The sequence below is a fragment of the Dolichospermum compactum NIES-806 genome (assembly GCF_002368115.1).
GTDB classification, from domain to species: domain Bacteria; phylum Cyanobacteriota; class Cyanobacteriia; order Cyanobacteriales; family Nostocaceae; genus Dolichospermum; species Dolichospermum compactum.
In genome coordinates, this window is the sequence record NZ_AP018316.1 from 2,062,368 (window position 1) to 2,085,517 (window position 23,150).

At 38.4% G+C, this 23,150-nt stretch carries 23 protein-coding genes and 3 pseudogenes; 11 read left to right on the forward strand and 15 right to left on the reverse strand.

The window, feature by feature from the left end:
* The first annotated feature begins 194 nt into the window (after nucleotides 1-194).
* Both CA730_RS09885 and miaB read left to right on the forward strand, forming a co-directional pair.
* Nucleotides 195-1,460 carry a tetratricopeptide repeat protein gene (locus CA730_RS09885; RefSeq protein ID WP_096666864.1) on the forward strand — a complete coding sequence of 422 codons (1,266 nt, stop codon included), beginning with the start codon at nucleotides 195-197 and terminating at the stop codon, nucleotides 1,458-1,460.
* Nucleotides 1,461-1,757: 297 nt separating this feature from the next.
* Nucleotides 1,758-3,119, forward strand: coding sequence for a tRNA (N6-isopentenyl adenosine(37)-C2)-methylthiotransferase MiaB (miaB, locus tag CA730_RS09890; RefSeq protein ID WP_096666866.1), 1,362 nt, complete (start codon nucleotides 1,758-1,760; stop codon nucleotides 3,117-3,119).
* A 292-nt stretch (nucleotides 3,120-3,411) separates the two neighbouring features.
* On the opposite strand, the gene hemJ is transcribed toward miaB, so the two are convergent.
* The 7 genes from hemJ to CA730_RS09925 all read right to left on the reverse strand — a co-directional run bounded on the left by hemJ (nucleotide 3,412) and on the right by CA730_RS09925 (nucleotide 9,862).
* Nucleotides 3,412-3,999: a protoporphyrinogen oxidase HemJ gene (hemJ, locus tag CA730_RS09895; protein WP_096666868.1), complete on the reverse strand. Its 588-nt coding sequence runs from the start codon at nucleotides 3,997-3,999 to the stop codon at nucleotides 3,412-3,414.
* 121 nt (nucleotides 4,000-4,120) lie between these two features.
* Nucleotides 4,121-5,254, reverse strand: coding sequence for a restriction endonuclease (locus CA730_RS09900; RefSeq protein ID WP_096666870.1), 1,134 nt, complete (start codon nucleotides 5,252-5,254; stop codon nucleotides 4,121-4,123).
* Nucleotides 5,235-6,131, reverse strand: coding sequence for an adenine-specific DNA-methyltransferase (gene yhdJ / locus CA730_RS09905; protein WP_231940067.1), 897 nt, complete (start codon nucleotides 6,129-6,131; stop codon nucleotides 5,235-5,237). The genes CA730_RS09900 and yhdJ overlap by 20 nt, the downstream gene beginning before the upstream one ends.
* A gap of 307 nt (nucleotides 6,132-6,438) precedes the next feature.
* A complete protein-coding gene (locus tag CA730_RS09910; RefSeq protein ID WP_096666874.1) occupies nucleotides 6,439-7,290 on the reverse strand; it encodes an alpha/beta fold hydrolase in 852 nt (283 codons plus the stop codon).
* A gap of 324 nt (nucleotides 7,291-7,614) precedes the next feature.
* Nucleotides 7,615-8,400, reverse strand: coding sequence for an MlaE family lipid ABC transporter permease subunit (locus CA730_RS09915; RefSeq protein WP_231940068.1), 786 nt, complete (start codon nucleotides 8,398-8,400; stop codon nucleotides 7,615-7,617).
* Nucleotides 8,401-8,434: 34 nt separating this feature from the next.
* The gene (gene rph / locus CA730_RS09920) at nucleotides 8,435-9,178 is read right to left on the reverse strand and encodes a ribonuclease PH (RefSeq protein WP_096666876.1); all 744 of its coding nucleotides are present in this window, start codon (nucleotides 9,176-9,178) and stop codon (nucleotides 8,435-8,437) included.
* Nucleotides 9,179-9,286: 108 nt separating this feature from the next.
* A complete protein-coding gene (locus CA730_RS09925; protein WP_096666878.1) occupies nucleotides 9,287-9,862 on the reverse strand; it encodes an adenylate kinase family protein in 576 nt (191 codons plus the stop codon).
* Between the two features lie 233 nt (nucleotides 9,863-10,095).
* On the opposite strand from CA730_RS09925, the gene CA730_RS09930 reads away from it, so the two are divergent.
* The 4 genes and pseudogenes from CA730_RS09930 to CA730_RS09940 all read left to right on the forward strand — a co-directional run bounded on the left by CA730_RS09930 (nucleotide 10,096) and on the right by CA730_RS09940 (nucleotide 12,683).
* Entirely contained in the window at nucleotides 10,096-10,632 is a 537-nt protein-coding gene (locus CA730_RS09930; protein WP_096666880.1) for a P-loop NTPase family protein, read from the forward strand.
* 75 nt (nucleotides 10,633-10,707) lie between these two features.
* Nucleotides 10,708-11,043: pseudogene (locus tag CA730_RS26430) on the forward strand (dCTP deaminase domain-containing protein); the annotation flags it as partial.
* A gap of 3 nt (nucleotides 11,044-11,046) precedes the next feature.
* Nucleotides 11,047-12,360 carry an LAGLIDADG family homing endonuclease gene (locus CA730_RS09935; RefSeq protein ID WP_407919801.1) on the forward strand — a complete coding sequence of 438 codons (1,314 nt, stop codon included), beginning with the start codon at nucleotides 11,047-11,049 and terminating at the stop codon, nucleotides 12,358-12,360.
* A 50-nt stretch (nucleotides 12,361-12,410) separates the two neighbouring features.
* Entirely contained in the window at nucleotides 12,411-12,683 is a 273-nt protein-coding gene (locus CA730_RS09940; RefSeq protein WP_231940070.1) for a hypothetical protein, read from the forward strand.
* 758 nt (nucleotides 12,684-13,441) lie between these two features.
* Here the strand turns inward: CA730_RS09940 and CA730_RS09950 are convergent.
* Nucleotides 13,442-14,971 carry a thymidylate synthase gene (locus tag CA730_RS09950; protein WP_096666897.1) on the reverse strand — a complete coding sequence of 510 codons (1,530 nt, stop codon included), beginning with the start codon at nucleotides 14,969-14,971 and terminating at the stop codon, nucleotides 13,442-13,444.
* 588 nt (nucleotides 14,972-15,559) lie between these two features.
* On the opposite strand from CA730_RS09950, the gene grpE reads away from it, so the two are divergent.
* The 5 genes from grpE to rsgA all read left to right on the forward strand — a co-directional run bounded on the left by grpE (nucleotide 15,560) and on the right by rsgA (nucleotide 19,524).
* Nucleotides 15,560-16,234 (forward strand): nucleotide exchange factor GrpE, encoded by a 675-nt coding sequence (gene grpE, locus CA730_RS09955; protein ID WP_096666899.1) that lies wholly within the window; start codon nucleotides 15,560-15,562, stop codon nucleotides 16,232-16,234.
* A 117-nt stretch (nucleotides 16,235-16,351) separates the two neighbouring features.
* Nucleotides 16,352-16,783, forward strand: a complete 432-nt coding sequence (locus CA730_RS09960) for an Hsp70 family protein (protein WP_231940071.1) — start codon at nucleotides 16,352-16,354, stop codon at nucleotides 16,781-16,783.
* A gap of 193 nt (nucleotides 16,784-16,976) precedes the next feature.
* Nucleotides 16,977-18,116, forward strand: a complete 1,140-nt coding sequence (dnaJ, locus tag CA730_RS09965) for a molecular chaperone DnaJ (protein ID WP_096666901.1) — start codon at nucleotides 16,977-16,979, stop codon at nucleotides 18,114-18,116.
* Nucleotides 18,113-18,370, forward strand: coding sequence for a sulfurtransferase TusA family protein (locus CA730_RS09970; RefSeq protein WP_096666903.1), 258 nt, complete (start codon nucleotides 18,113-18,115; stop codon nucleotides 18,368-18,370). Before dnaJ ends, CA730_RS09970 begins: the two co-directional genes overlap by 4 nt.
* Entirely contained in the window at nucleotides 18,367-19,524 is a 1,158-nt protein-coding gene (gene rsgA, locus CA730_RS09975) for a small ribosomal subunit biogenesis GTPase RsgA (RefSeq protein WP_096666906.1), read from the forward strand. Before CA730_RS09970 ends, rsgA begins: the two co-directional genes overlap by 4 nt.
* A gap of 2 nt (nucleotides 19,525-19,526) precedes the next feature.
* On the opposite strand, the gene CA730_RS24870 is transcribed toward rsgA, so the two are convergent.
* The 7 genes and pseudogenes from CA730_RS24870 to CA730_RS25575 form a co-directional block, all read right to left on the reverse strand.
* Nucleotides 19,527-19,670 (reverse strand): hypothetical protein, encoded by a 144-nt coding sequence (locus CA730_RS24870; RefSeq protein ID WP_197705517.1) that lies wholly within the window; start codon nucleotides 19,668-19,670, stop codon nucleotides 19,527-19,529.
* A 40-nt stretch (nucleotides 19,671-19,710) separates the two neighbouring features.
* The gene (locus tag CA730_RS09980) at nucleotides 19,711-20,070 is read right to left on the reverse strand and encodes a DUF5615 family PIN-like protein (RefSeq protein WP_407919783.1); all 360 of its coding nucleotides are present in this window, start codon (nucleotides 20,068-20,070) and stop codon (nucleotides 19,711-19,713) included.
* Entirely contained in the window at nucleotides 20,040-20,270 is a 231-nt protein-coding gene (locus tag CA730_RS09985; RefSeq protein WP_096666910.1) for a DUF433 domain-containing protein, read from the reverse strand. Before CA730_RS09985 ends, CA730_RS09980 begins: the two co-directional genes overlap by 31 nt.
* A 125-nt stretch (nucleotides 20,271-20,395) precedes the next feature.
* A pseudogene (locus CA730_RS26575) lies at nucleotides 20,396-20,497 on the reverse strand (type II toxin-antitoxin system RelE/ParE family toxin); the annotation flags it as partial.
* Nucleotides 20,498-21,030: 533 nt separating this feature from the next.
* A complete protein-coding gene (locus tag CA730_RS26255) occupies nucleotides 21,031-21,408 on the reverse strand; it encodes a PIN domain-containing protein (protein ID WP_330221291.1) in 378 nt (125 codons plus the stop codon).
* Nucleotides 21,389-21,652 carry a hypothetical protein gene (locus CA730_RS10000; protein WP_096666912.1) on the reverse strand — a complete coding sequence of 88 codons (264 nt, stop codon included), beginning with the start codon at nucleotides 21,650-21,652 and terminating at the stop codon, nucleotides 21,389-21,391. Before CA730_RS10000 ends, CA730_RS26255 begins: the two co-directional genes overlap by 20 nt.
* A gap of 376 nt (nucleotides 21,653-22,028) precedes the next feature.
* Nucleotides 22,029-22,855 (reverse strand): annotated as a pseudogene (locus CA730_RS25575) (formylglycine-generating enzyme family protein); the annotation flags it as partial.
* Nucleotides 22,856-23,150 lie beyond the last annotated feature (295 nt).

Here is a 23,150-nt window from a genome sequence, read left to right on the forward strand (position 1 = left end):
AGATGGACGCAGATAAACGCAGATAATTTTGTACTTCATCAGACTAAGAAAGATGAAATGACATTTTGTTACCAATCAATAATATAGCGTTTTTTAATTCAGTGAGGTACAAGAACCCCACCCCCAACCCCCTCCCCGCAAGCGAGGAGGGGGCTATGATATACTTGATATAATTAGGAATTGCTATAAATAATATGAATGAAGAATTTTATAACCGGGGATTAGAAAAGGCTAAACAACAAGATTATGCTGGTGCGATAGGAGAATTTACCGCTGCTATCCAACAAAATCCTGGGTTTAGTAAAGCATATATTCAACGGGGTTTAGCATATTATGATTCAGGGGCAATTCTGCAAGCTGTTTATGATTATACTGAAGCTATAAAGCTGGATGAATATAGTCGAGAAGCTTTCTATTTTCGAGCTTTAGCTAGATTGGCATTAAAAAATCTTCCTGGTGCTTTGGAGGATGTAGAAAGGGCAATTCGGCTGGATTCTGATGATGCTGCTGCTTATGATTTACGGGGGATTGTCCGACGCAAACAGGGACATATTCAAGATGCTATTTTTAATTTCAAGAAAGCAGCCGAATTATATCTAGAACAAAAAGATAAGGAAAAATGTCAAAGTTGTTTGCAAAAAATTAAACAATTACAACCACCTCAAAAACCAGAACAACAAATAAATAAGTCTGTAGCTGTATCTATTACCTCCACTAATCAATATTTTCAGCAATTATTAACAAAGGCAGAACAGGGAGAAACTAGAGAAGCGATTGCTGATTTAAACTGGGTATTAAAAGCTGATCCCCAAGATGCTCAAGCCTATTGCTGTCGCGGCGTAATTCAGTGTAAACTTGGTAATTATCGAGAAGCAATTACTGACTTTAATCAAGCACTAAAACTGGATTTTCAAGATGCCATTGTTTATCGTAACCGAGGAAAAGCCCGTTGCCAAATTGGTGATTATCAGGGTGCATTATCGGATTTAAACCAAGCTTTAAAAATGCAGCCTGAAGATCCTTTAGTTTATGTTTCTAGAGGTAATATTTATCGGGAAATGGGTAATTGTTTGAATGCAATTCAAGATTATAATCAAGCACTGCACATAAATCATGATTACGCTCCAGCTTACTATAATCGTGGTCTTGCCTATACATTGTTAGAAGAAATACAAACTGCTGTAGCCGATTATCAAAAAGCAGCGAGTATTTATTGTGAACAAGAAGACTGGGAAAATTATCAACAGGTATTAAATAAGTTACAAAAAATTCAAACATCCCAACCCGTAATTAATAATCAGAAATATGAAGTTTTACGTCAGCGATTGTTGCGGTTAGTGGGGGGACAATGGGAAATCGCCAAAGGCTTGATTCAACAACAAGAATATCATTATCCGGGAATGTCCGATGATTGGTATTTACAAAGAGTCATTGATCAATTAGAGAGCGATCGCAACTAGAAAATATACTATACTAAATACCCAGCACTTTTAGCGATGTCTTTCCCCCAAGTATTGAGCGACAGATTTCCATTATCCACTACAAACCGCATACATTAGACATCTGATGAAAAAGAATGTAGAGACGTTCCATGGAACGTCTCTACAAGAGTTCTGGAAAACGCATATTTAATTTCTGAAGATGTCTAAGTGGATTAACAACCGCACACTCCTGAAAATGTCACCCAAATAAGATAAAATTCCTATATAGAATAGAAAACAGACTTGATATACATTACTAACTAAGCGTAATTTCCCATGACCACTAACCGCCATTACCACATTATCACCTTCGGTTGCCAAATGAATAAGGCAGACTCTGAACGCATGGCTGGTATCTTAGAAGACATGGGCTTTGAATGGTCAGATGACCCAAACCAAGCAGATGTAATTCTTTACAATACCTGTACCATTCGGGATAATGCGGAACAAAAAGTATATTCTTATTTAGGTAGACAAGCCAAACGGAAGCAGGAACAACCTGATTTAACTTTGATTGTTGCTGGTTGTGTTGCCCAACAGGAAGGTGAAGCTTTGCTGCGGCGTGTGCCAGAATTGGATTTGGTGATGGGACCCCAACACGCTAACCGTCTGAAGGATTTGCTAGAGTCGGTTTTTGCTGGTAATCAAGTTGTTGCTACTGAAGAAGTTCATATTTTTGAAGATATCACCCAGCCGCGTCGGGATAGTCAGGTAACTGCTTGGGTAAATATTATTTATGGTTGTAACGAACGTTGTACTTATTGCGTTGTCCCTAATGTGCGCGGTGTGGAACAGTCTCGGACACCACAAGCGGTTCGGGCGGAAATCGAACAGTTAGCAAAACAAGGATATAAAGAAATTACTCTCCTGGGTCAAAATATTGATGCTTACGGACGGGATTTACCTGGTTCTACCGCCGAAGGTCGTCACCTGCACACATTGACAGATTTACTTTATTATGTCCATGATGTACCGGGTATTGAACGCATAAGATTTGCTACTAGTCATCCGCGTTATTTTACGGAAAGATTAATTAAAGCCTGTGCAGATTTGCCCAAAGTCTGCGAACATTTTCACATTCCTTTTCAATCTGGGGATAATGAGCTTTTAAAAGCTATGTCACGCGGCTATACTCAGGAAAAATATCGCCGGATTATTGATACTATTAGAGGGTATATGCCGGATGCGTCAATTAGTGCTGATGCGATTGTGGGTTTTCCTGGTGAGACAGAAGCACAGTTTGAAAATACTTTGCAATTGGTGGCAGATATTGGGTTTGATTTAGTGAATACTGCGGCTTATTCACCTCGTCCTGGTACACCTGCGGCTTTGTGGGATAATCAACTGAGTGAGGAAGTTAAAAGCGATCGCTTGCAAAGATTGAACCATTTAGTTAATATCAAAGCAGCAGAGCGATCGCAACGTTACTTTGGTCGGATTGAAGAAGTATTAGTAGAAGCTCAAAATACCAAAGACACAAACCAGGTTATGGGAAGAACTGGGGGAAATCGTCTCACATTCTTTACTGGCGATATTAATCGCCTCAAAGGGCAAATAGTCAAGGTTAAAATTACCGAAGTTCGTGCTTTTAGTTTAACAGGAGAAGCAGTAGAAGTTCGTCAACCAGTTACAGTTTAAGAGGATGTTTGAAAAGTTTTTAATGTATAAACAAACCCCTCTCCAAACCTCTCCCCGAAGCGGAGAGAGGCTTTGAAACCCCCCTTCCCACCCAGAAATGAATTTCCGGGCTAATAGCGAAAGTAAACTAAAGTTTACTCAAAAATTTCCGGGTTATTTAGTCATCTTCAGATGACTTCTGCTATTAGACTGGGAATATGGCTAACGCCACGCTACGCTATCATTCCCAGGCGGGCTACAGGTTTTACGTTAAGTTGACACCAATGAGATTTTGCTTTACCCCTACCGATAGTTAAAAAGCTTTTACTCCTGACTCCTCTTCTAATTGTCCTGTGAGCTTTTCCTGATTGCGTCTACGGATTTTGGCGTAAAGTTGAATACTTACAGCCATGAAAATCACCAAACCAAAAACTAACCAAGCGGTGAGGTCTGTGGGTAAGTTATTCTTGAATATAGCCAACATCACAATTACGACTAATAAAAGCGTCGGTGCTTCGTTTAAGGCGCGTAGTTTCTGACCACTCCAACTACATTCATCTGCTGCTAACTGCTTCATTAGTCTACCACAGTAATAATGATAGGCAATTAAAATCCCTACAAATCCTAACTTGTAATGTAGCCAGGGTTCTTTTAACAGTTCCATGTTGGTAGATAAAATACCAATAGCCATTGCTACTGTCACAAACAGTCCCGGAGTAGTAATAATATTGTAAAGACGCTTTTCCATGATTTGATACTGGTTCTTCAGTATCGTTCTTGCTGGTTCTGGTTCAAGGTTAGCTTCAACATGGTAGATAAACAACCGCACTAGGTAGAATAACCCCGCAAACCAAACCACAAAGCCAATAATATGAAATGCTTTAAACCAAGAATACGCCATGAATTGTAACCTACCTTTATTAATTTACAGATGATTGCATCTACTCCCATTATCAGGTTAAGATGATTTCGCAGCAAGGATGTGGATAGGTTAAGAAGTGTGAACCGTATATTTGGCATCATCATACTTCATCCTCAACAGCTTCTTCTTCCATATTAAACTCAACTCGACTTTGTAAAACTATTTCTTCAATTACTTGAATACCCCTTTGAAATTCTAAAACTTTATTAAAACGAAGTATTAGTTCTGGAATATTTATCACTTCCTCTATACATTCCATATACTTTTTAATAATAGCTTTGATTTGATATCTTGTCTTTGCTTGTTCCTCAATCTTATTGAGTAAATATTCGACTTCTTCCTCAGTTTTGATTACAAAAGTAACTGGATATTTTTGTACCTTATCAATATCTAAAAAATATTTTCCAGTATCTAAGGTTTCTGTAACTTGAAAAAACCTTCCCAGAGGCTTCATGACAAAATCTATCCCACCATCATTTGCATTTGTGCGTCCAGTTTTATACAAAATTAAATGATCAATATTTAATTCATCTTGCGACCAACCCCAATATATTTTTTGTTCTGCATAATAATGTTTTAAAATCGCATAACTAACAATCTCAAATACTCTAGCATCTATATTTGGTTTTAATAAACTTCTAATGAATTCAATTGCTGCTTCAGATGAATGATTTTGAATTTCTATCATTTTTTGACAATAAATCATAAATTCATTGAATGAATTCATTCTTGCTTGAATATAAGCATCAATAATATCTTTGATGGATTCAGAAATATTAATTACTTGCTCACCAATTTCAATTTTTAAAAGATTTTCATTAATCCAATATCTATTTGTTGTTGAATCTCTTATTATTGGTAAATAATCTGAGGTGTGAAAATATTTTTTAAATTCTTCATTTAAACGATGATTCAGAGCATGATTTTGAAGTTTATTTCCAAAAGGTAACTCTCTTTGTCGCATTAATAAATTTATATATTGTGCGCCTTCATAATCTTCATAGCCATTCTTAAAATGAAATTCCTTTTGTAAATAATCTTCAATCAAAACATATATAGCATAATGATTAGCAAAGCTGGATCTTGATTTTGAACCACGATTTGCAGCTTTAGTTTTAATATTAATATACTGTAATAATTGACTATTCCTTAAAATAATATCTCCATATCTAGGAAAGTATTTATTAAGAATATTAATTATTGTTTGCGTAAAATCATGCTGTAGTATTTTCATCAAAGATACTCCCTTGGATAAAATCTAAATCTACTTTTTTTCCATTTTTATTTTTGATATTATGGTTTTTCTGTGGTGGTAAGAGTTTTTCTCCTTGATATTCTTCCATTTCTAAAACCCTTCTCAATCCAACTTTTAGATATTCTTCTTGCAGTTCAATACTAATAGATTTCCTACCTAAACGTTTAGCTACAGCAGCAGTTGTAAAAGTCCCAGCAAAGGGATCAAGGATTAAACTTCCTTTATGACTACTTGCTAAAATGATTCTTTCTAGTAATGACTCTGGTTTTTGTGAAGGATGATTTTCGTATTCTTCCATGCGATATCTCACACGGGGAAAATACCAAGCATTACCAGGTACTTTTTCTGTATTATAGGGGGTAGGAACTGATTTTCTGTAATCAATTAATTTCCGTTGTGCGCCTGTTTTTGCTTCAACTTTAATATCATCTGCATTAAAAATATAATTGTTTTTATCTTTGACACAATGAAGAATAGGTTCATACATTGAACCGAAGTATTTTGTAGCTTGAACTCCAGAACTATCATAATGCCACATTATCCGACTGAGAATAGTTAATTTTTGTCTCAAATAAATATCAAAATAAGGCATTGCTTGGGTACTTGTCATTACATAAATTGTACCATTTGGTTTAAGAATGCGAATAGACTCATCAAGCCATTGATATGACCAATTTATATATTCTGTTTCTGATTCCCATTTATCATGGAAGTTACCAAATTTCTTACCTATATTATAAGGAGGATCAATAAAAATTAAATCTACTGATTCGGCAGGAATATGATTTAATAAAATGTTGACCGCATCACCGTGAAAAATGGTATGTTGTTGATTTTTATGTTGTTCAATCATCATTTTAAATAAGTAAGCAAAATTTTGATTTTGCAGATTAAAAACTCAGACAATAAGAGGTTGTTTGAAAACTCATGATTGCTGTATCAAATGTTTTACCCCTCCCTAACCCTCCCCTTCACAAGGGGAGGGAACTGGATTTTCTTGTTTCCCCCCAAAGCATTGGGGGGATTAAGGGGGGTAAAATGTGATGAAAATTACGGGATACCACTTTTAAAACATCCTCTAATGTATTGACTTTACTATCCTTCTTCTTAAAAATACTTAAACAAAAGAAGGATAGCAGAGAACAAGAAATACTGGTTGATATTTAATTCGATTGGGAACGCCGGACAAATGGGAGTAAATCTTGTAAAATCACTTCATGATAATGTTCTTGGGGATAATGTCCCACATTATTAAGTTTGATTATTTCCCGATTAGGTACAGATTTGACAAAACTTTCTGCCATATCTACAGATAACCAAGGATCAATCATGCCCCATTGGACTAAAATAGGTTGTTGCCATTCTTGAAAACCAGTTTCTATTTCTAGCATGGCTTTTTCTAGTTGGAAATTGCGAATTGTTGCTAGGAGACTTCTCCCAGGAGCAGAACTTTTCAAAAAGGGTTTTCTATAAACATCTAAATCTTGATCCTCAATGCGGTAACGACTTCCACCTTCTAGGGTTCTATCAACTAATAAAGGATCTTGGGTAATCATATCTCCTGCAAAGGGTAAACCCATTTGTTTGATTTTCCAAGGTAATTTTGCTGCTGGAGAAATGGGTGTATTTAAAATAGCAATATTAGCAACTTTTTCAGGATAACGTAAGGCATATTGTAAGCCAACCGAACCTAAAAAACCTTGGACAACTAGGGAAAACTTTTCTAATTCTAAAGCTTGAACAAATCCTGCTAAGGCTGTGATAAATGCGTCGGGAGTATAAGCAAAATCCTGTTTTTCTGGTGTACCGGAAAATCCACAACCAATCCAGTCAGGTGCGATCGCTCTACTTCCCTGTGCTGCTAAACTAGGTATAATATTTCTCCAACTATAACTTTGAGCAACTATCCCATGTAAAAATAACACAGGGATTAAATCAGTTCTCCCAATCGGTTCAGCTTCTCGATAAAACCATTCTAGAGAATCTACCGTAATTTTATGTTCTTGAATTGACACGCTATTTTCCTATTGACGATGGCAACAACACTATACAAATGCTAATATCATCATCCTACAAATAGGTAATAGGTAAACAGATCCCATAAATACTTAAGTAGGGGTAGCGCCCCCGTGCCTACCCCTATTCATGGGGCAACCACAGGGAGTTTGCCCTTACGCAATTTATCAGCGCCCCCGTGCCTACCCCTATTCATGGGGCAACCACAGGGAGTTTGCCCTTACGCAATTTATCAGCACCCCCGTGCCTACCCCTATTCATGGGGCAACCACAGGGAGTTTGCCCTTACGCAATTTATCAGCGCCCCCGTGCCTACCCCATTCTTATAGCAAGGGTTTCTCAAACAGTAGCAACGCCAAGACAAAATCCATAATAAAAATTGCCACCCAAGTAGTTACCACACAAGTTGTCGCTGATTCTCCCACTTCCTTTGCGCCTCCTTGAGTTGTCAGTCCCCAACTACAGCCATTAACCGATACTATAGCCCCAAAAATCCACCCCTTCAGTAAAATAATTAAAATATCTGATGGTAATAAAAAATTTCTCACTGATTCTAAAAATGTTTCAGGAACAACCTGATAAAACTGCATAGCCGCAAAAGCACCACCCATAACACCTATAACTACAGCAAAAATCATCATTACAGGCATCATTAAACAGCAAGCAATGACTCTGGGTAGGACAAGATAATCAACAGGGTCTGTTCTGAGCATATATAAAGCGTCAATTTGCTCTGTCACCCGCATTGCTCCTAATTCCGCTGCAAATGCTGAACCAACTTGTCCGGCGATAATACTAGCAGTTAAAATTGGTGCTAGTTCTCGACAAAATGCTAAAGCAAATGCACCGCCAACGGTATCTACAGCCCCAAATCTGACTAATTCTCTAGCGGTTTGAATTGTGAAAATCATCCCCGCAAAACCGTTGACTAATAATACTGGAGGGAGGGAAGCTGGTCCTGTTGTCACTGTATGTTCTAATATCTTGCGATAGTAGGTTTTTCCGCGCAGGAAATGTAGTAAAATTTGACCAAATAACAGGAATGCTGACAAACAACGAATTATCCAAGATTGTTCTAAATTTCTTTTTGGTTGCAAGTTGACGGCCACTAATTAAATTTTTTTACCAGGGAATTATGAAAATTTAAGTTCCTACAAATAGGGTATTCCAATCACTAATAGCATTTCTTTGAGCAGTTAATAATTCCTGGATACCTTGTTCCGAAAAATCTAGCATTTGATTCAACTGCTGACGACTAAAACTTCCCGCTTCCGCTGTTCCCTGAACTTCAATAATATCCATTTGATGATTCATGACTACGTTAAAATCCACGTCTGCGGCGACATCTTCAACATAGTTAAGATCCAAAAATGGTTCACCTGCCAACAAGCCTACAGAAACCCCTGCTATTTGTCTACATAAAGGCGATCGCTCAATAACCCCCTGCTGCAATAATTGAGAAATAGCATGAGCTAAAGCCACAAAACCCCCAGTAATTGCTATTGTCCTCGTTCCTGCGTCAGCTTGCAGCACATCTGTATCCACAGTCAGCGTTCGTTCTCCCAACGCCTCAAAATCCAACGCAGCCCTTAAACTCCGCCCAATTAAACGTTGTATTTCCTGGGTTCTCCCCGACAATTTCATCCATTCCCGTTCCTGGCGTTTCTGGGTAGCAGAAGGCAACATTCTATATTCAGCAGTTAACCAACCCTTCCCACTACCAGTCAAAAATTTAGGCACTCCTTCCGCCACACTAACCGTACATAGAACCTGAGTATCACCAGATTTCGCTAAAACAGAACCAGGTGCAAACCGAGTGAAATTAGGATAAAAACTATGGGGACGGAGTTCACAAGGGGTTCTCCCGTCAGGACGTTGCCAAGTCATGGAAATTACCTTTTGAATTTTTGCCTACAGCCTTTAGATTACCCCAGGATGAGGAAGGAATAGGGAAAAAAGAATTTAAAAGTCAAGAAAACTATTACTAATCAGCCATTAACCTAATAATGTCAAAATACCTTGCTGTACTTGTTCTGGGGATTGATCCCCATTAATAGTTAATAGGCGACGACGGTGATCGTAGTATTCTAAAATGGGGATAGTGCGATCGTAAAATAACTCTACCCGACCCTGGACAATTTCCAGTTGATCATCAGGAAGTAACCGTCCCACAGAACGACTAACCATAGCTGCTGCGGAAACTTGTAGGTAAATTGCCCAATCAAGATTTTGTCCTAAATCTTCCAACAAAAAATCTAATTCTTCACATTGAAAAGCAGTCCGGGGATAACCTTCTAAAATCCAACCATTATTTACATCAGGTTGCTTAAGACGGACTTTAATAAATTCAATCATCATTTCATCTGGAACTAATTCCCCTTGTTCCAAATAAGGTTTAGCTTCGATAACTAAATCATTTAATTCATTGTATATATTATCCTGACAGTTTCCATATATCGCTTCTCGTAAAGTTTCACCAGTAGAAACCAAAGGAACATCAAAAAACTTCCCTAGCCTTTGTGCTTGAGTGCTTTTTCCTGCCCCTGAACCTCCTAAAACTACCAATCTCATCACAACGTCATCCTCTTATATAAAATTCACTATTGTTGAAGTATCTTTTGTTATAGCAATCCTAAATCATTTGGGGAAAAATATCTCCAAATCAGTGTGAAAGTTAGAGCGAAATATCAAGGCTGTTTTACTTGCAAATACTGCTGTATGATAACTATATGTTTTGCGATTAGCAAATATCTACCCTTAAATGTAAATCATTAAATTTATAGTGAGTTTTTAAACTTTGCCTTATGGTTGCCCAACTAGAAACCCCAGGTCTAAATTCAAGCCTCAGCTTACCATATTCCGTAGAAGGACTAGTGCAAGTTTTTACTAGTTCCCAGCGGAGCTTTTTTACCAGCGTGATGGCACAAGCACTGAGAATCGCCGGACAAGGTACACCAGTATTAATAGTCCAATTCCTCAAAGGTGGTATTCGTCAAGGACATGAACGACCTACCCAAATGGGACAACATTTAGATTGGATTCGCTGTGATTTGCCCCGTTGTATTGATAATTCCGATTTAGACGTAGCGGAAAATCTAGCTTTGCAACAACTTTGGCAACATACTCAAAAGGTAGTTAATGAAGGTAAGTATTCCTTATTGGTATTAGATGAGTTGAGTTTAGCGATTAATTTCGGTTTAATTCCAGAAACCGAGGTGTTAGAGTTTCTGTCTCACCGTCCTCCTCATGTTGATATTATCCTCACAGGTTCTCAAATGCCCCAGTCTCTTTTAGATGTAGCAGACCAAATTACAGAAATTCGCCGCAGTCATCAACCTTAAGTATTAAGATATCCTAGTAACTTAGTTTGAATTATCTGTGAACTTGTGATTAAAAACGACATCTGGATTACTGAAATGGCTCAAAAAGGGATGATTTCGCCTTTTGAGTCGAGTTTAATTCGTAAATTGCAACCTGATTCATCTCAACTTCCGCAACCTGTAATTAGTTACGGACTTTCTTCTTACGGTTATGATATCCGGCTTTCTGGCTCAGAATTTCGGATTTTTCGCCACATTCCCGGTACTGTGATTGATCCTAAAAACTTTAATCCTCAAAATCTAGAGTCTACTCAATTACATACGGATGAAAGTGGTAGTTATTTTATCTTACCTGCTCATTCCTATGGTTTAGGTGTAGCTTTAGAAAAGCTGGAAGTTCCAGCCAATATTACAGTAATTTGTATCGGTAAATGTTTGACAGGAGATACAAAAATTGTTGATGCAGCTACAGGAGCATATTTACCAATTAAGGAATTTGCAGGTGGACAAACAGCAACTTATAGCGAAGAAAAAGGGATTATTAAAACTGCTGCTACGGCTGTTATACCACAAGGAGTAAAGCCGATCTATCAAGTAACAACTAAAAAAGGTGCGGTTATTCAAGCTACCTCAAATCATCCTTTTTTGACAGAGACAGGATGGAAACCTTTAGAAGAATTAACTTCAGGAGTTAAAATAGCTACTCCTAAATCTATACCAATATTTGGCAATGGAGATTTAACTATTGATGAAGCAACATTACTAGGTTTAATGATTTCTGAAGGTCAATGTCATACTCCTGGTAATAGTCCAATCTTTACATCTGAGGATGAAGTGCTAGTCAATACTTTAAAAAGCTGTGTTAAAACAGTTCTTGACCAAGAAGTGACTTACAAAGGTAAAGATTTTGGTTATCGTTTAGTTAATCAAGTTGGTAGAGGTGGTGTAGTAACTCATAATAGAGCTAATCTATGGTTACAATCTTATGCTTTGAATGTAGGAGCATTGGAAAAATTTGTTCCTCAACAAGTATTTACAGCACCAAAAGTAGTAGTAGCAGCTTTTCTCCGGGCTTTATTTTCTGGTGATGGTGGTGTTTATTTAGTGGGAGAATCTACAAGAGCAAAACCAACTTTAGCTGTTGAATATTGCTCTATTAGTGAACGTCTGATTCGTGACGTTCATCATTTACTATTAAGGTTTGGTATTCCCAGCCAAATTAGAGTTAGAAAGCCAGGAAATGGTCGTAATGCTTATGTTTTGGCTTTTCAATCATCCGAAGCAGTTTTGAAATTCTTTAATGAAATAGGCTTTTTACCTGATTCAATTAAACAAAGAAGATTTGAAGAAAAAATGTATTCTATTCTCTTAGCAACGAAGTCTAGACCACAAGTTCATGATCATATACTTTGGGACGAAATTAAATCTATAGAATGTGCAGGAATGGAAGAAGTTTATGATATTTCTGTCCCTGGCTTAGAAAATTTTGTTGCTAATGACATAATTGTGCATAATTCTACTTATGCTCGTTGTGGTATTATTGCCAACCTTACACCTGCGGAAGCGGCGTGGAGAGGACATCTTACTTTGGAATTTTCTAATTCTTCCAGTGCTGACTGTCGTATTTATGCTAACGAGGGTGTGGTGCAATTGCTGTTTTTAGAGGGTGAACCCTGTGCTGTTAGTTATGAAACTCGCAGAGGTAAATATCAAGATCAGTTAGAGATTGTTACAATAGCTCGTGTATAGTCAAATACTTTTTAAAATAGCTTTTTTCTCAACATAATATTTTGATAATCATGTTGGAAAAAGAACCAATCTTAGACCCATTTCTAATACAGCTATTAGAAGGGTATACTTTAACAGAGGTGGCTGAGATTGAAAAATATATGACTGAGTGGGAGGCTGCTACATATAGCAGTGTTGCTCAGAGTATATTAGATCATGCCGCGAGAAAACAAACTGACCCTTTAAAGTATTTACGTAAAGCTTATAATTTTAATAAAAGAGGAGCAGTCAGAGTTCCAAAAACTGGATATCGTGGAGATAGTTCAGCAGTAACCGCTCAATAATCCGGGGTAAATCCTTCCATGACAAGCCTCAAATGGCGTAAAATCGTCCCCGAATGGGTAGTCCGCCCCCATTTATTGAGCGGATACGTTCAGCAGTATATCGTAAAGGTAATGAATATCTGATGTCAGCCCAGACAAATTATGAGTCGATAGTTAGCAATTAATATTAAGCAAAAGTAGGTTGGGTTAAGAGGTTGTTTGAAAAGTATTATATGAAACCCATAATCTCCAAAAACCTAACCCCCCTTCCCTACAACGAAATGAGGGTTTTAAAGCCTCTCCCCTTGCAGGGGAGAGGTTTGGAGAGGGGTCAGTTTATACATTAAAAACTTTTCAAACATCCTCTAAGCAATAGCGAAACCTAAGATAAGTATTAGACATCCTGGACATCCTGATTCAGACAAAATTCCGTAGGGGCAATCTCCCCGTGGTTGCCCAATCTCCCCGTGGTTGCCCAATCCCCCGTGGTTGCCCAATCTCCCGTGGTTGCCCAATCTCCCCGTGGTTGCCAATCCCCCGTGGTTGCCCAAATAACGGGGTAGGCACGGGGGCGCTACCCCTACAAACATCAAATCCAAATCTTTTATCCGGCATTCCGCAGTTCAAAATGTCACATATTTATACTTCAAAAAATGTTACCAAATTAGGATAGTTTTATTAAGTATTAATCCTGATTTTTCCTGGTGGTAATAAGCATATTTAATTTTTGGAGATGTCTATTAATAATGTTGGGTTTCCTTACGTCAACTCAACCTACACTATTTGAGATTACTGTATTGATGTAGCTGCAATTTTACTGGTTTATCTTGTTCATAAATAAACTGTTCTTTCATTAACAAAGCCATTTCCGCTTTTTGTAATTCCACACCTAAATACATTGCATGAGAAACTTGTAAACCAGGACAATCTGTGAATATTTGCTGGGAAAGTTTATGTGCAGATTTACCAGAATAACAATTAACTACTTCTCCAGAACCAGGAGTTGTATGTTCGACCATAATTTGATGATTCTGAATGGTAATAATAAAACTCCCAGCGGGATCAAAATAGTCTTTTTGTTGAGAAATTTTAGGATATTGGGATGAAATAATATTGGCGACATTTTCAAAGCAATCATCATAAATATGGGCGCTTTGACTAATGGTAATTAATGCCCCCATTTTCAAGACATGATCAGTTTTTTTAATTAAATAATTATAAATATACTTTTGTAAAGCCCTTAATCCCATTGCATTCGCTGGCCAAGCTGAAAACATATCATTACTGCGAAAAGTTGCAGTTAAAGATAATTCATGATCAACTATTCTCACCCAAATATGATTAAGACAGGGGGGATTGTCATTATCATCTTGACTAGCATCCCATAAGGACATCACAGCCCTCGCGGAATCAATATCATTGGCTAATTTGTCAATTACCTTTTCAATTTGATCACGTCCAAACCAAGAACGTAAACGTTGCCCATAGGTGTATTTTACTCCTTCTTGATTGGGTGCATCATCTAAAATTTGCGAAATATATTCTTCTAAAAAACCTCTATCTATTGGTAAATAATTGGGTTCGGGAAAATAAAAATCATCAGGTTCTTCGGTGACAACTGCCATTAAATCTATCAATTCTTGCCATTTACCATCATAACCAGTTGGTCTAATTGTGCCGGTGGTTTTAATTCTGTGAATGATTTTTACCCAAGTTTCAGCAATTGTTTTTCCTTCAATTCTGTGTCCATAGCGTGTTCCTGGTAAAACTGTTGGTTCAACTGTAGTCATGGGAAATTCTACAGGTGTTCCCCAAGGTACAACGGTTTCTTTTTGGGCGTAATATTGAATTTTTCCGACAGCATCAGAAATTGATGTAGCGTCTTGAATTTCTACGGAATGCCGTAATTTTTCCAAGACATTTATATCAATATCAATATCAATATAACCAGGAACTTGAGAACGAATTACCCAAGATTTTCGCCCGGCATCACTAATACTTTCTTCCACACCATAACGGAAGAAATCACTTAAACATTGACAAGCACCAGCATTTTTATCTTCTTTGGTAGCATTGAGAATAACTAAATACCGCACATGAGGATTTAGTAATAAGTTGCGAATTAGTAAGTTGATGCCTCTAGTTGGTGAGTATAACTGTCCAATTACAGCATATTCATTTGATTGTAGATGTTTAGCGATCGCTTGTTTCACCATCCATCCTGTAATCACTGCGGTTTGACCGCTACCATAAATCAATTGGTTTGGTTTGTGCTGTGCTGTGTAATAAAACTGGGTGATTTGACCCATATTGAGATTACCACTCACTGAATTTACTAAGTTTTTCTATAGTAATGCCCGATTATTCAGGATACAATAATTAGTCTAGATTAATCACACATTGTCAAAAAGGATAGCTAAAATCGGACACACCTTCACGGGTTTTCGGCATTTTCTAATTATCACCATAAAATAACAGTAATATCACTTTCCGCGAAAACACTGATAACTAAAAAACTTTGTTGGGTGGCTGAACACGGAATTAAAGCCCAGAATTACCTCACTTGCTGAATGCTGAATGCTGAATACTGATAGCTCGTTAAATTTCTGCTGTTAAAAGCATCTAGGATGGGTAGATAATAGTAAACGGGTAAACTATTTAAAGAAGAATTCAGGAGTCAGAATTCACCGAGTCAGAACCAATCAGTCGGAAATTCAGACCCGCAAGTGATCGTAGACCATCAAATACAGGATTGGTGGGGCATTAAACCCGGTTATTCAGCCGCCACTCACACAGAATTCATTCTGAATTCTGACTCCTGACTAACGCCTAAGTCTACCGCAAACCATTCTTCTCAGCACTTCAGTGACTGAGTTTTCCATTTACCACAAATTCTTATGAAAAGTGACTCCCCGTCCGAAATTAACCCCCAAGACTCTAGCAGTGAAGCTAATGAGCAAGTAGCAAACCAAATAAATGAACAGGGAGATAATATACTCACTGAAGAAAATGGTAATGCTACAGCCAACCCCATTGAAGTAGATGTCGCTGTCTTAGCAGAGTTATCTCAACAAATTGAAACTCTCAAAGCTCAATTAGAAGATCGTAGCACTCAATATATGCGAATTGCTGCAGATTTTGAGAATTACCGCAAACGAACTGCCAAAGAAAAAGAAGAAATTGACCTACAGGTAAAGCGCAACACAATTACAGAATTGCTACCTGTCGTTGATAATTTTGAAAGAGCGCGAGCGCACCTCAAACCCCAGGGCGATGGCGAAATGACCATTCATAAGAGCTATCAAGGAGTTTATAAACAATTGGTGGATTGCCTAAAACGTTTAGGTGTATCACCTATGCGCCCTGAAGGTCAAGAATTTGACCCGAACTTGCATGAAGCCGTGATGCGAGAAGCGACCAACGAACATCCAGAAGGAACTATTTTAGAAGAGTTAGTTCGTGGCTATTATTTTGGCGACCGTGTACTGCGCCATGCGATGGTAAAAGTAGCTGCGCCCAGAGAAGATATATCTGTGGACTCAGAAGATTTGTCCAATCAAGATAACGGTTAGCCTAAACAGTATAAGGCTGTTGATACTTGCTTAAAGTTTCACAGCCTTACGCCCATAGCATCCAGCTAGGATCATTAATCAAGTACAGGCGGTTTAAGCAACAACGAGATTGAGCAAATGCGGAAACAAGCTGAATTATTCGCCGAGGAAGATCAAAGACGTAAAAAACTGGTAGCAATCAAAAACCAAGCTAATAATCTTTTGTTCACCTATAATTCAACATTACGGGATAATCCCGATTTAGTCAGTGAGCAATTGATGGCTGTGGCTAATCAGAAAGTTGAACAACTACAAGCCGCAATGAACAATTCCAATATTTCCCCAGCGAAGTTTAAAACACTTTTAGAGGATTTCCAACAAACTATCTTTGCTATTGGTACAGATGTTTATAACCAGTCTAGTCAGGAAGATTCTCAATCAGAATATGCCACGCAAATAAATCTGACAGAAGAATATCATTCTCCCTTACCCAACACACAAATACCACAATTCAACGTTGATTTAGATGAAGAAAATAACTCACAAGCTGATTATGAGACGATAGACTAAAAATTGACCCTGCCAAATATCTACTTAACACAGCCTTACCATATACCTAACCAAAAAGATAGGTTGGGTTTTCCACATTTAATAGTACGGCTAGTACCTGTAATCAATGGGTGGGTTTTTCCACACTTCAATATGTTACCTTGAACCTATTAGCTAGTATCTTCTGCTTCCTTCTAAATTTTAACCTTGCTATATGGCCCGAGACTATTATGAAACCCTGGGTGTCTCTCGTGACGCCGACAAAGAAGAGATTAAACAGGCTTATCGCCGCCTAGCCCGAAAGTATCACCCAGATGTAAATAAAGAATCTGGGGCAGAGGAACGATTTAAGGAAATCAACCGCGCCTACGAAGTGCTATCCGAACCAGAAGTTCGCGCTCGTTATGACCGCTTTGGTGAAGCTGGTGTTTCCGGAGCAGCAGCGGGTGGGGCTGGTTTCCAAGATATGGGTGACATGGGTGGTTTTGCCGACATCTTTGAAAGCATTTTCAGCGGCTTTGCTGGCGGTCCAGGTGGACAACCCCAACAAAGACGGCGGAGTGGACCAGTGCGGGGCGATGATCTCCGACTAGACCTGAAATTAGATTTTCGGGAAGCGGTATTTGGTGGAGAAAAGGAAATTCGCATTTCCCATTTAGAAACCTGTGAAGTTTGTACTGGTTCTGGTGCCAAATCAGGAACTCGTCCCCGGACTTGTAGCACCTGTAGCGGTTCAGGTCAAGTCAGACGAGTGACGAGAACTCCTTTTGGTAGTTTTACCCAAGTATCAACTTGCCCCACCTGTGATGGTACAGGCACGGTTGTTGAGGATAAATGTGATGCTTGTGATGGTAAGGGCGCAAATCAGGTAACAAAGAAACTGAAAATTAATGTTCCCGCCGGTGTGGACAATGGCACAAGGTTACGGATTTCCCAAGAAGGAGATGCGGGTCAACGGAATGGGCCTCCAGGTGATTTATATGTTTACTTGTTTGTCAATGAAGATGAAGAATTTCATCGTGAAGGCATTAATGTTAACTCTGAAATTAAAATTAGCTACTTACAAGCGATTTTAGGTTGCCGTATAGAGGTAAATACGGTAGATGGTCTAGTGGAGTTGATTATTCCCGCTGGAACTCAACCGAATACGGTGATGAAATTAGAAAATCGTGGTGTTCCCCGTTTGGGTAATCCTGTGAGTCGCGGTGATCATCTGTTGACGGTGTTAATTGATATTCCCACGAAGATTATCCCAGAGGAACGAGAACTACTGGAGAAGTTGGCTAAAATTAAGGGAGACAGAACTGGTAAGGGTGGTTTAGAAGGATTCTTAGGAGGCTTGTTTAAGTCATGAGTGGGTCTTTTATATTAACCCCTGATGCTCAACTTGATTTACGTGGTACTCCTTGCCCGATTAATTTTGTGCGGACAAAATTATTTCTGGAAAAGATGCCTCCTGGAGATTTGTTGGAAGTCTGGTTAGATCCAGGTGAACCGATAGAACAAGTTCCTGATAGTCTAACAATGGCTGGTTATCAAGTGGAACAAATTACAGATTGTACTGGCTATTTTTCCCTGGTTATCCGTCGTCCGGTTACTGTGGCATGACAGGGGAAAATATTTCTACTAAACAGTTATTGGGTACGGTGTTAGCTGTACAGGCGAATTTCTATCGGGTGCAGATGGATGAAGTAGAAGGAGTCAGGAGTTCAGGAGTTCAGGCGTTCAGGAGTTCGGAAGAACAAAGAAAGAATCAAGAAGAAAAAAATTTCTCCCCTGCCCCCTGCTCCCTGCCCCCTGCCCCTATCCTCCTCTGTACGCGGAGGACGCGCTTGAAAAAGATTGGTCAGCAGGTGATGGTGGGCGATCGCGTGATTGTTGAAGAAGCAGATTGGGCTGGGGGACGGGGGGCTGTTAGTGATGTTTTACCGCGTCATAGTCAATTGAATCGCCCAGCGATCGCTAATGTCAATCAAATTCTTCTGGTTTTTGCGGTTGCTGACCCACCTTTAGAACCTATTCAATTGAGTAGATTTTTAATTAAGGCTGAGTCTACAGGAGTTGATGTGCTGTTATGTTTGAATAAATGTGATTTAGTTTCTCTAGAAGAAAAACAGCAAATAAGCGATCGCTTACTAGCTTGGGGTTATCAACCTTTATTTATTAGCGTTCAAAATAGCATTAATATTGACCAAATAGCTGAATATTTGCAGGATAAAATTACTGTCATTGCTGGTCCTTCCGGTGTGGGGAAATCCAGCTTGATTAATAGTTTGATTCCCGATATCAACCTGCGCGTGGGGGAAGTTTCCGGTAAGTTAGCCCGTGGTCGCCATACTACCCGTCATGTAGAATTATTTGAAATGCCTACAGGTGGGTTATTAGCAGATACTCCCGGTTTTAATCAGCCAGATTTAGATTGTAGTCCTGAAGAATTAATCCACTATTTCCCAGAAGCCAGAGTTCGCCTAGCTACGGCTCATTGTCGGTTTAGTGATTGTATCCATAAAGATGAGCCAGACTGTGCTGTGAGTGGCGACTGGGAACGATATCAGCATTATCTAGAATTTCTGGATGATGCTTTAGCCCATCAAAACCAGACTAACCAACAAGCTGACCCAGAATCAAATCTGAAATTAATATCTAAAGGTAAAGGTCAGAGTCAGTACGAACCCAAGCTGGAAAGTAAAAAATATCGCCGAATTTCTCGTAAAACCCAGTTACAGGACTTACAGGAGTTATATCGAGAAAGTGAGGATTGATACTAAATATGAACGGCATCTTTAATCAATTCTCGCAGTTCTGGAAGGCTATCAGCTTGGGTAAATATTGATTGATTAACTGCTTTAGCAATATAACCACCTTCTTGATCTTCTTCCACCAAAAAAATAATTTCTTCTATGTTCATACACCGTAACCCACCATTTAATATCAATATCAAATTTTTACTAATACAATTCTAAACAATCCAGATTTGGATTATCAAGCAATTTTTGAATTGCTTCCACCCCAGAACGCAGTAGAGATTCAACTACTTGTGTTGGTGCATTTCCACAGCGTAACCATATAACTTTAGGTGGAGAACCATACAAACGGCTTCTCTCTGCAAAATCTACATCTTGAGTAACGATACAAAAATCATTTATCTTAGCAAATTCCCAAATTTCAGTATCAGTTTTTTCTGCTAAATCATGAAGCTGAACATGACTAGAATCAAGAAAAATATCTGCTAATCGAGTTACTAATTTACGACTCAAATTTTGATAAAAAAGCAATTTCAAGCAGCACCTACCGTAGCAACTAAACAATGTTCACGGTCAGCAGCAAATTCTAGACAAGCTCTAATATCGTCTTCTGTTAATTCGGGAAAATCCTCTAATATCTCTGCATAAGACATACCAGATGCTAACCAACCTAAAATATCATAAACTGTGATTCTCATCCGGCGAATACAAGGTTTACCACCCCGCTTATCTCGCTCAATGGTAATAATATCTTGATAGCTCATACTATTTAATCTCTCTAACTTTATAGTATTTTAACATCTTTATTGACCTTGTTCAATTAACCAGCGAGCAACAGCCACACCTGTATTTTCATCTACCAAAAATCTCATCTAGGCAATCTCCGCAATCAAAGGCATGAAAAACGAGTTTCACTACCACCCGATTTCTCACCCGCAACTAATAATATTGCATTCCGTCTGGAGTCAAATGCAAACGCGACACGCCAAACACTATCTATCCAACTCATTAATTATACACTCGACGACATAACTGGTAATTGTGAGACGCTGCAAACCTGAGTCGGCATTTAATTATGACACAATTTCAGCGCGATCGCCCTATTGGTCCCAGAGAGCGATCGCCTTTTATGTACAATAATCAGTAATAGGCATAGCAAATTGTCATATTACTTACTCCAATCTTGAATTTCTAAGTTTTCTATTTTTCCAAAATCTCTGATATTATTTGTGACAATAATCAAATCGTTGGCTATGGCAATTCTTGCTATCAGAATATCAATATCGTCAATTGGCGTGCCTTTATTTCTTAAATTGGCATAAATATCAGCAGAAATTATAAGGGAAATGCCGAAAACCCTTGAAGATGTAGCTGACTTAGGAAGCTACATCTGTGCTTTAGACAAGGGATGAAGGCTAGAGGCAGGATTTATCCTGCATTGATTTTAATCCATATTCGTGATACAACTATATTGTCACTAAAGACGTAAAAAGCTACCGAGGGACTCTCGGAAAGTTACGCTTGTCAGATATGATTTCGCCCGCCAGGTCCAAGGAAATCAGGGCAAGAACCCAAATATTTAAGGCAGTGCCTGAAACTGGGATAACTGAGGGATATAGACTGAAACTCTCTATAGAATCTCCGCGTCTTTAGACCGGAGAGTGTCAAGGCAGAGCTTGTAGTTAGAGGTAAAACCATATTGTATGAAACAAATTCCTGAAAAGATGTGAGTTGTTTTTGCGCGTCACGATGTTTTAATCCACTGACAATTTCATAATAAGTGATGATGCTAATGTTAATTTTGTCATACTCTTTCAAATAGGCTTGAAAACGCTCGATAACTAGACTATGATTAGGGAAGAAAAAAGATAAAATGTTTGTGTCAATCAACGCTGGCTTCATCACTTCTTCTTCCTAAAAATGCTTGGTGGCGGCGGGTGATTATTTCTTCATTGAAGTTAGCAAATGCTTCATCTGACATATCATTCCAACATCCAGCAAACTGCATATTTTTATTAAATGAAGGTTGAGATACTTCTATACCTAAGCGAAAATAATGAATAAAATTATATAATTCTTCTAATTTCTCTGGTGGAACAAGATTTATTTCCGTAATAACTTTTGTGCGTAGGTTGAAAGAATCCATAACAAGTTAATATATATTGATTGAGTGACAAATAAATTATATCTCACATTCCATTTATTTACAGGATGGCAACGGTCAAATGAACACTTTGTTCTCACTACTTAAATTTCAGATCCCTGAATTCTTCAAGAATTCGGGGATCTTGGGATCTTGAATGAACCAAATTTCCTAAAATTCAAAATCCCACCCCTTCTTCCATCCTGTAAATCCTTAAATCCTGGAAATCCTGATTCAGACAAAATAAAAATTCTGTGCTATACTGGATTCGGATATCAAAATAAAATTTTTGTAGAAAAATATTTTCCGCCTAACGGCGGTGGGTTAAGAAGGGAAAAGAAAAAAAGAGAAAAGGGCAAAAGAGCAAAAGTGCAAAGAATTAAAGAGTCCTTGCGCCGGAAACTACTAACCGAAACCCATGGTGCGCGGTCTGCTATCTGGGTTGTCGTTGCCACGATACGCAGAACGGCAATAACTAGGGTCGTTGCTCCAAGAACCACCGCGCAGCAGCTTTCTACCGCTTCTTCCTGTCAAAGCACTACCATCTGTAGGCGCGTTATTATAACTATCTATATAATCATCTTGACACCATTCCCAAACATTCCCGTGCATATCGTACAAACCAAAAGCGTTAGGGGGAAAAGTTCCTACATCTGTGGTTTGCTGGCGATATTTTCCTTTAGGTGCGGAAGCATAGGCATAATTACCATCATAGTTTACCAAATCAGGGGTAATACTTTCACCAAAATAAAATGGTGTGGTAGTTCCGGCACGACAAGCATACTCCCATTCTGCTTCACTGGGTAATCTGTAGTTTTTTCCTGTTTTTTGACTTAATTTTTCACAGAAAGCAACTGCATCATTCCAACTAACTGTTTCAACAGGACGGTTATCGCCTTTGAAGCTGTAAGGGTTAGTCCAAGGGTTAGTCCCCATGATAGCTTGATACTGTGCCTGTGTCAATTCATATTTTCCCATGTAGAAACTGGGAACTTTAACTTGACGTTGGGGACCTTCACTTGAAACTCTTTCTGCTTCACTTGCCGGTGAACCCATGATAAATGTTCCCCCTGGGATTTCCACCATTTCTAATAAAACACCGTTTCCCAAGTCTTCTGTGAAGTATTTTGCGCTTTCCTTGCGTCGGTTGGTGATATTTCCCCCTGGGTCTGTGGTGACAACTTCAAAACTGAAAGAATTTAGGTTGTTGGAAGTTATATTTTCTGGTGTAGAAGTATTTCGGGAAGTTATATTTTGATTTTTATTTCCAGAAAATAAATTTTGCCCCACTACCGCTAAAGTCATACTACCGACAACTAAAGTCGCAGTTTTAATAAAAGAATTTAGGTTGTTGGAAGTTATATTTTCTGGTGTAGAAGTATTTCGGGAAGTTATATTTTGATTTTTATTTCCAGAAAATAAATTTTGTCCCACTACCGCTAAAGTCATACTACCGACAACTAAAGTCGCAGTTTTAATAAAACCTCGACGGCCAGTTGGT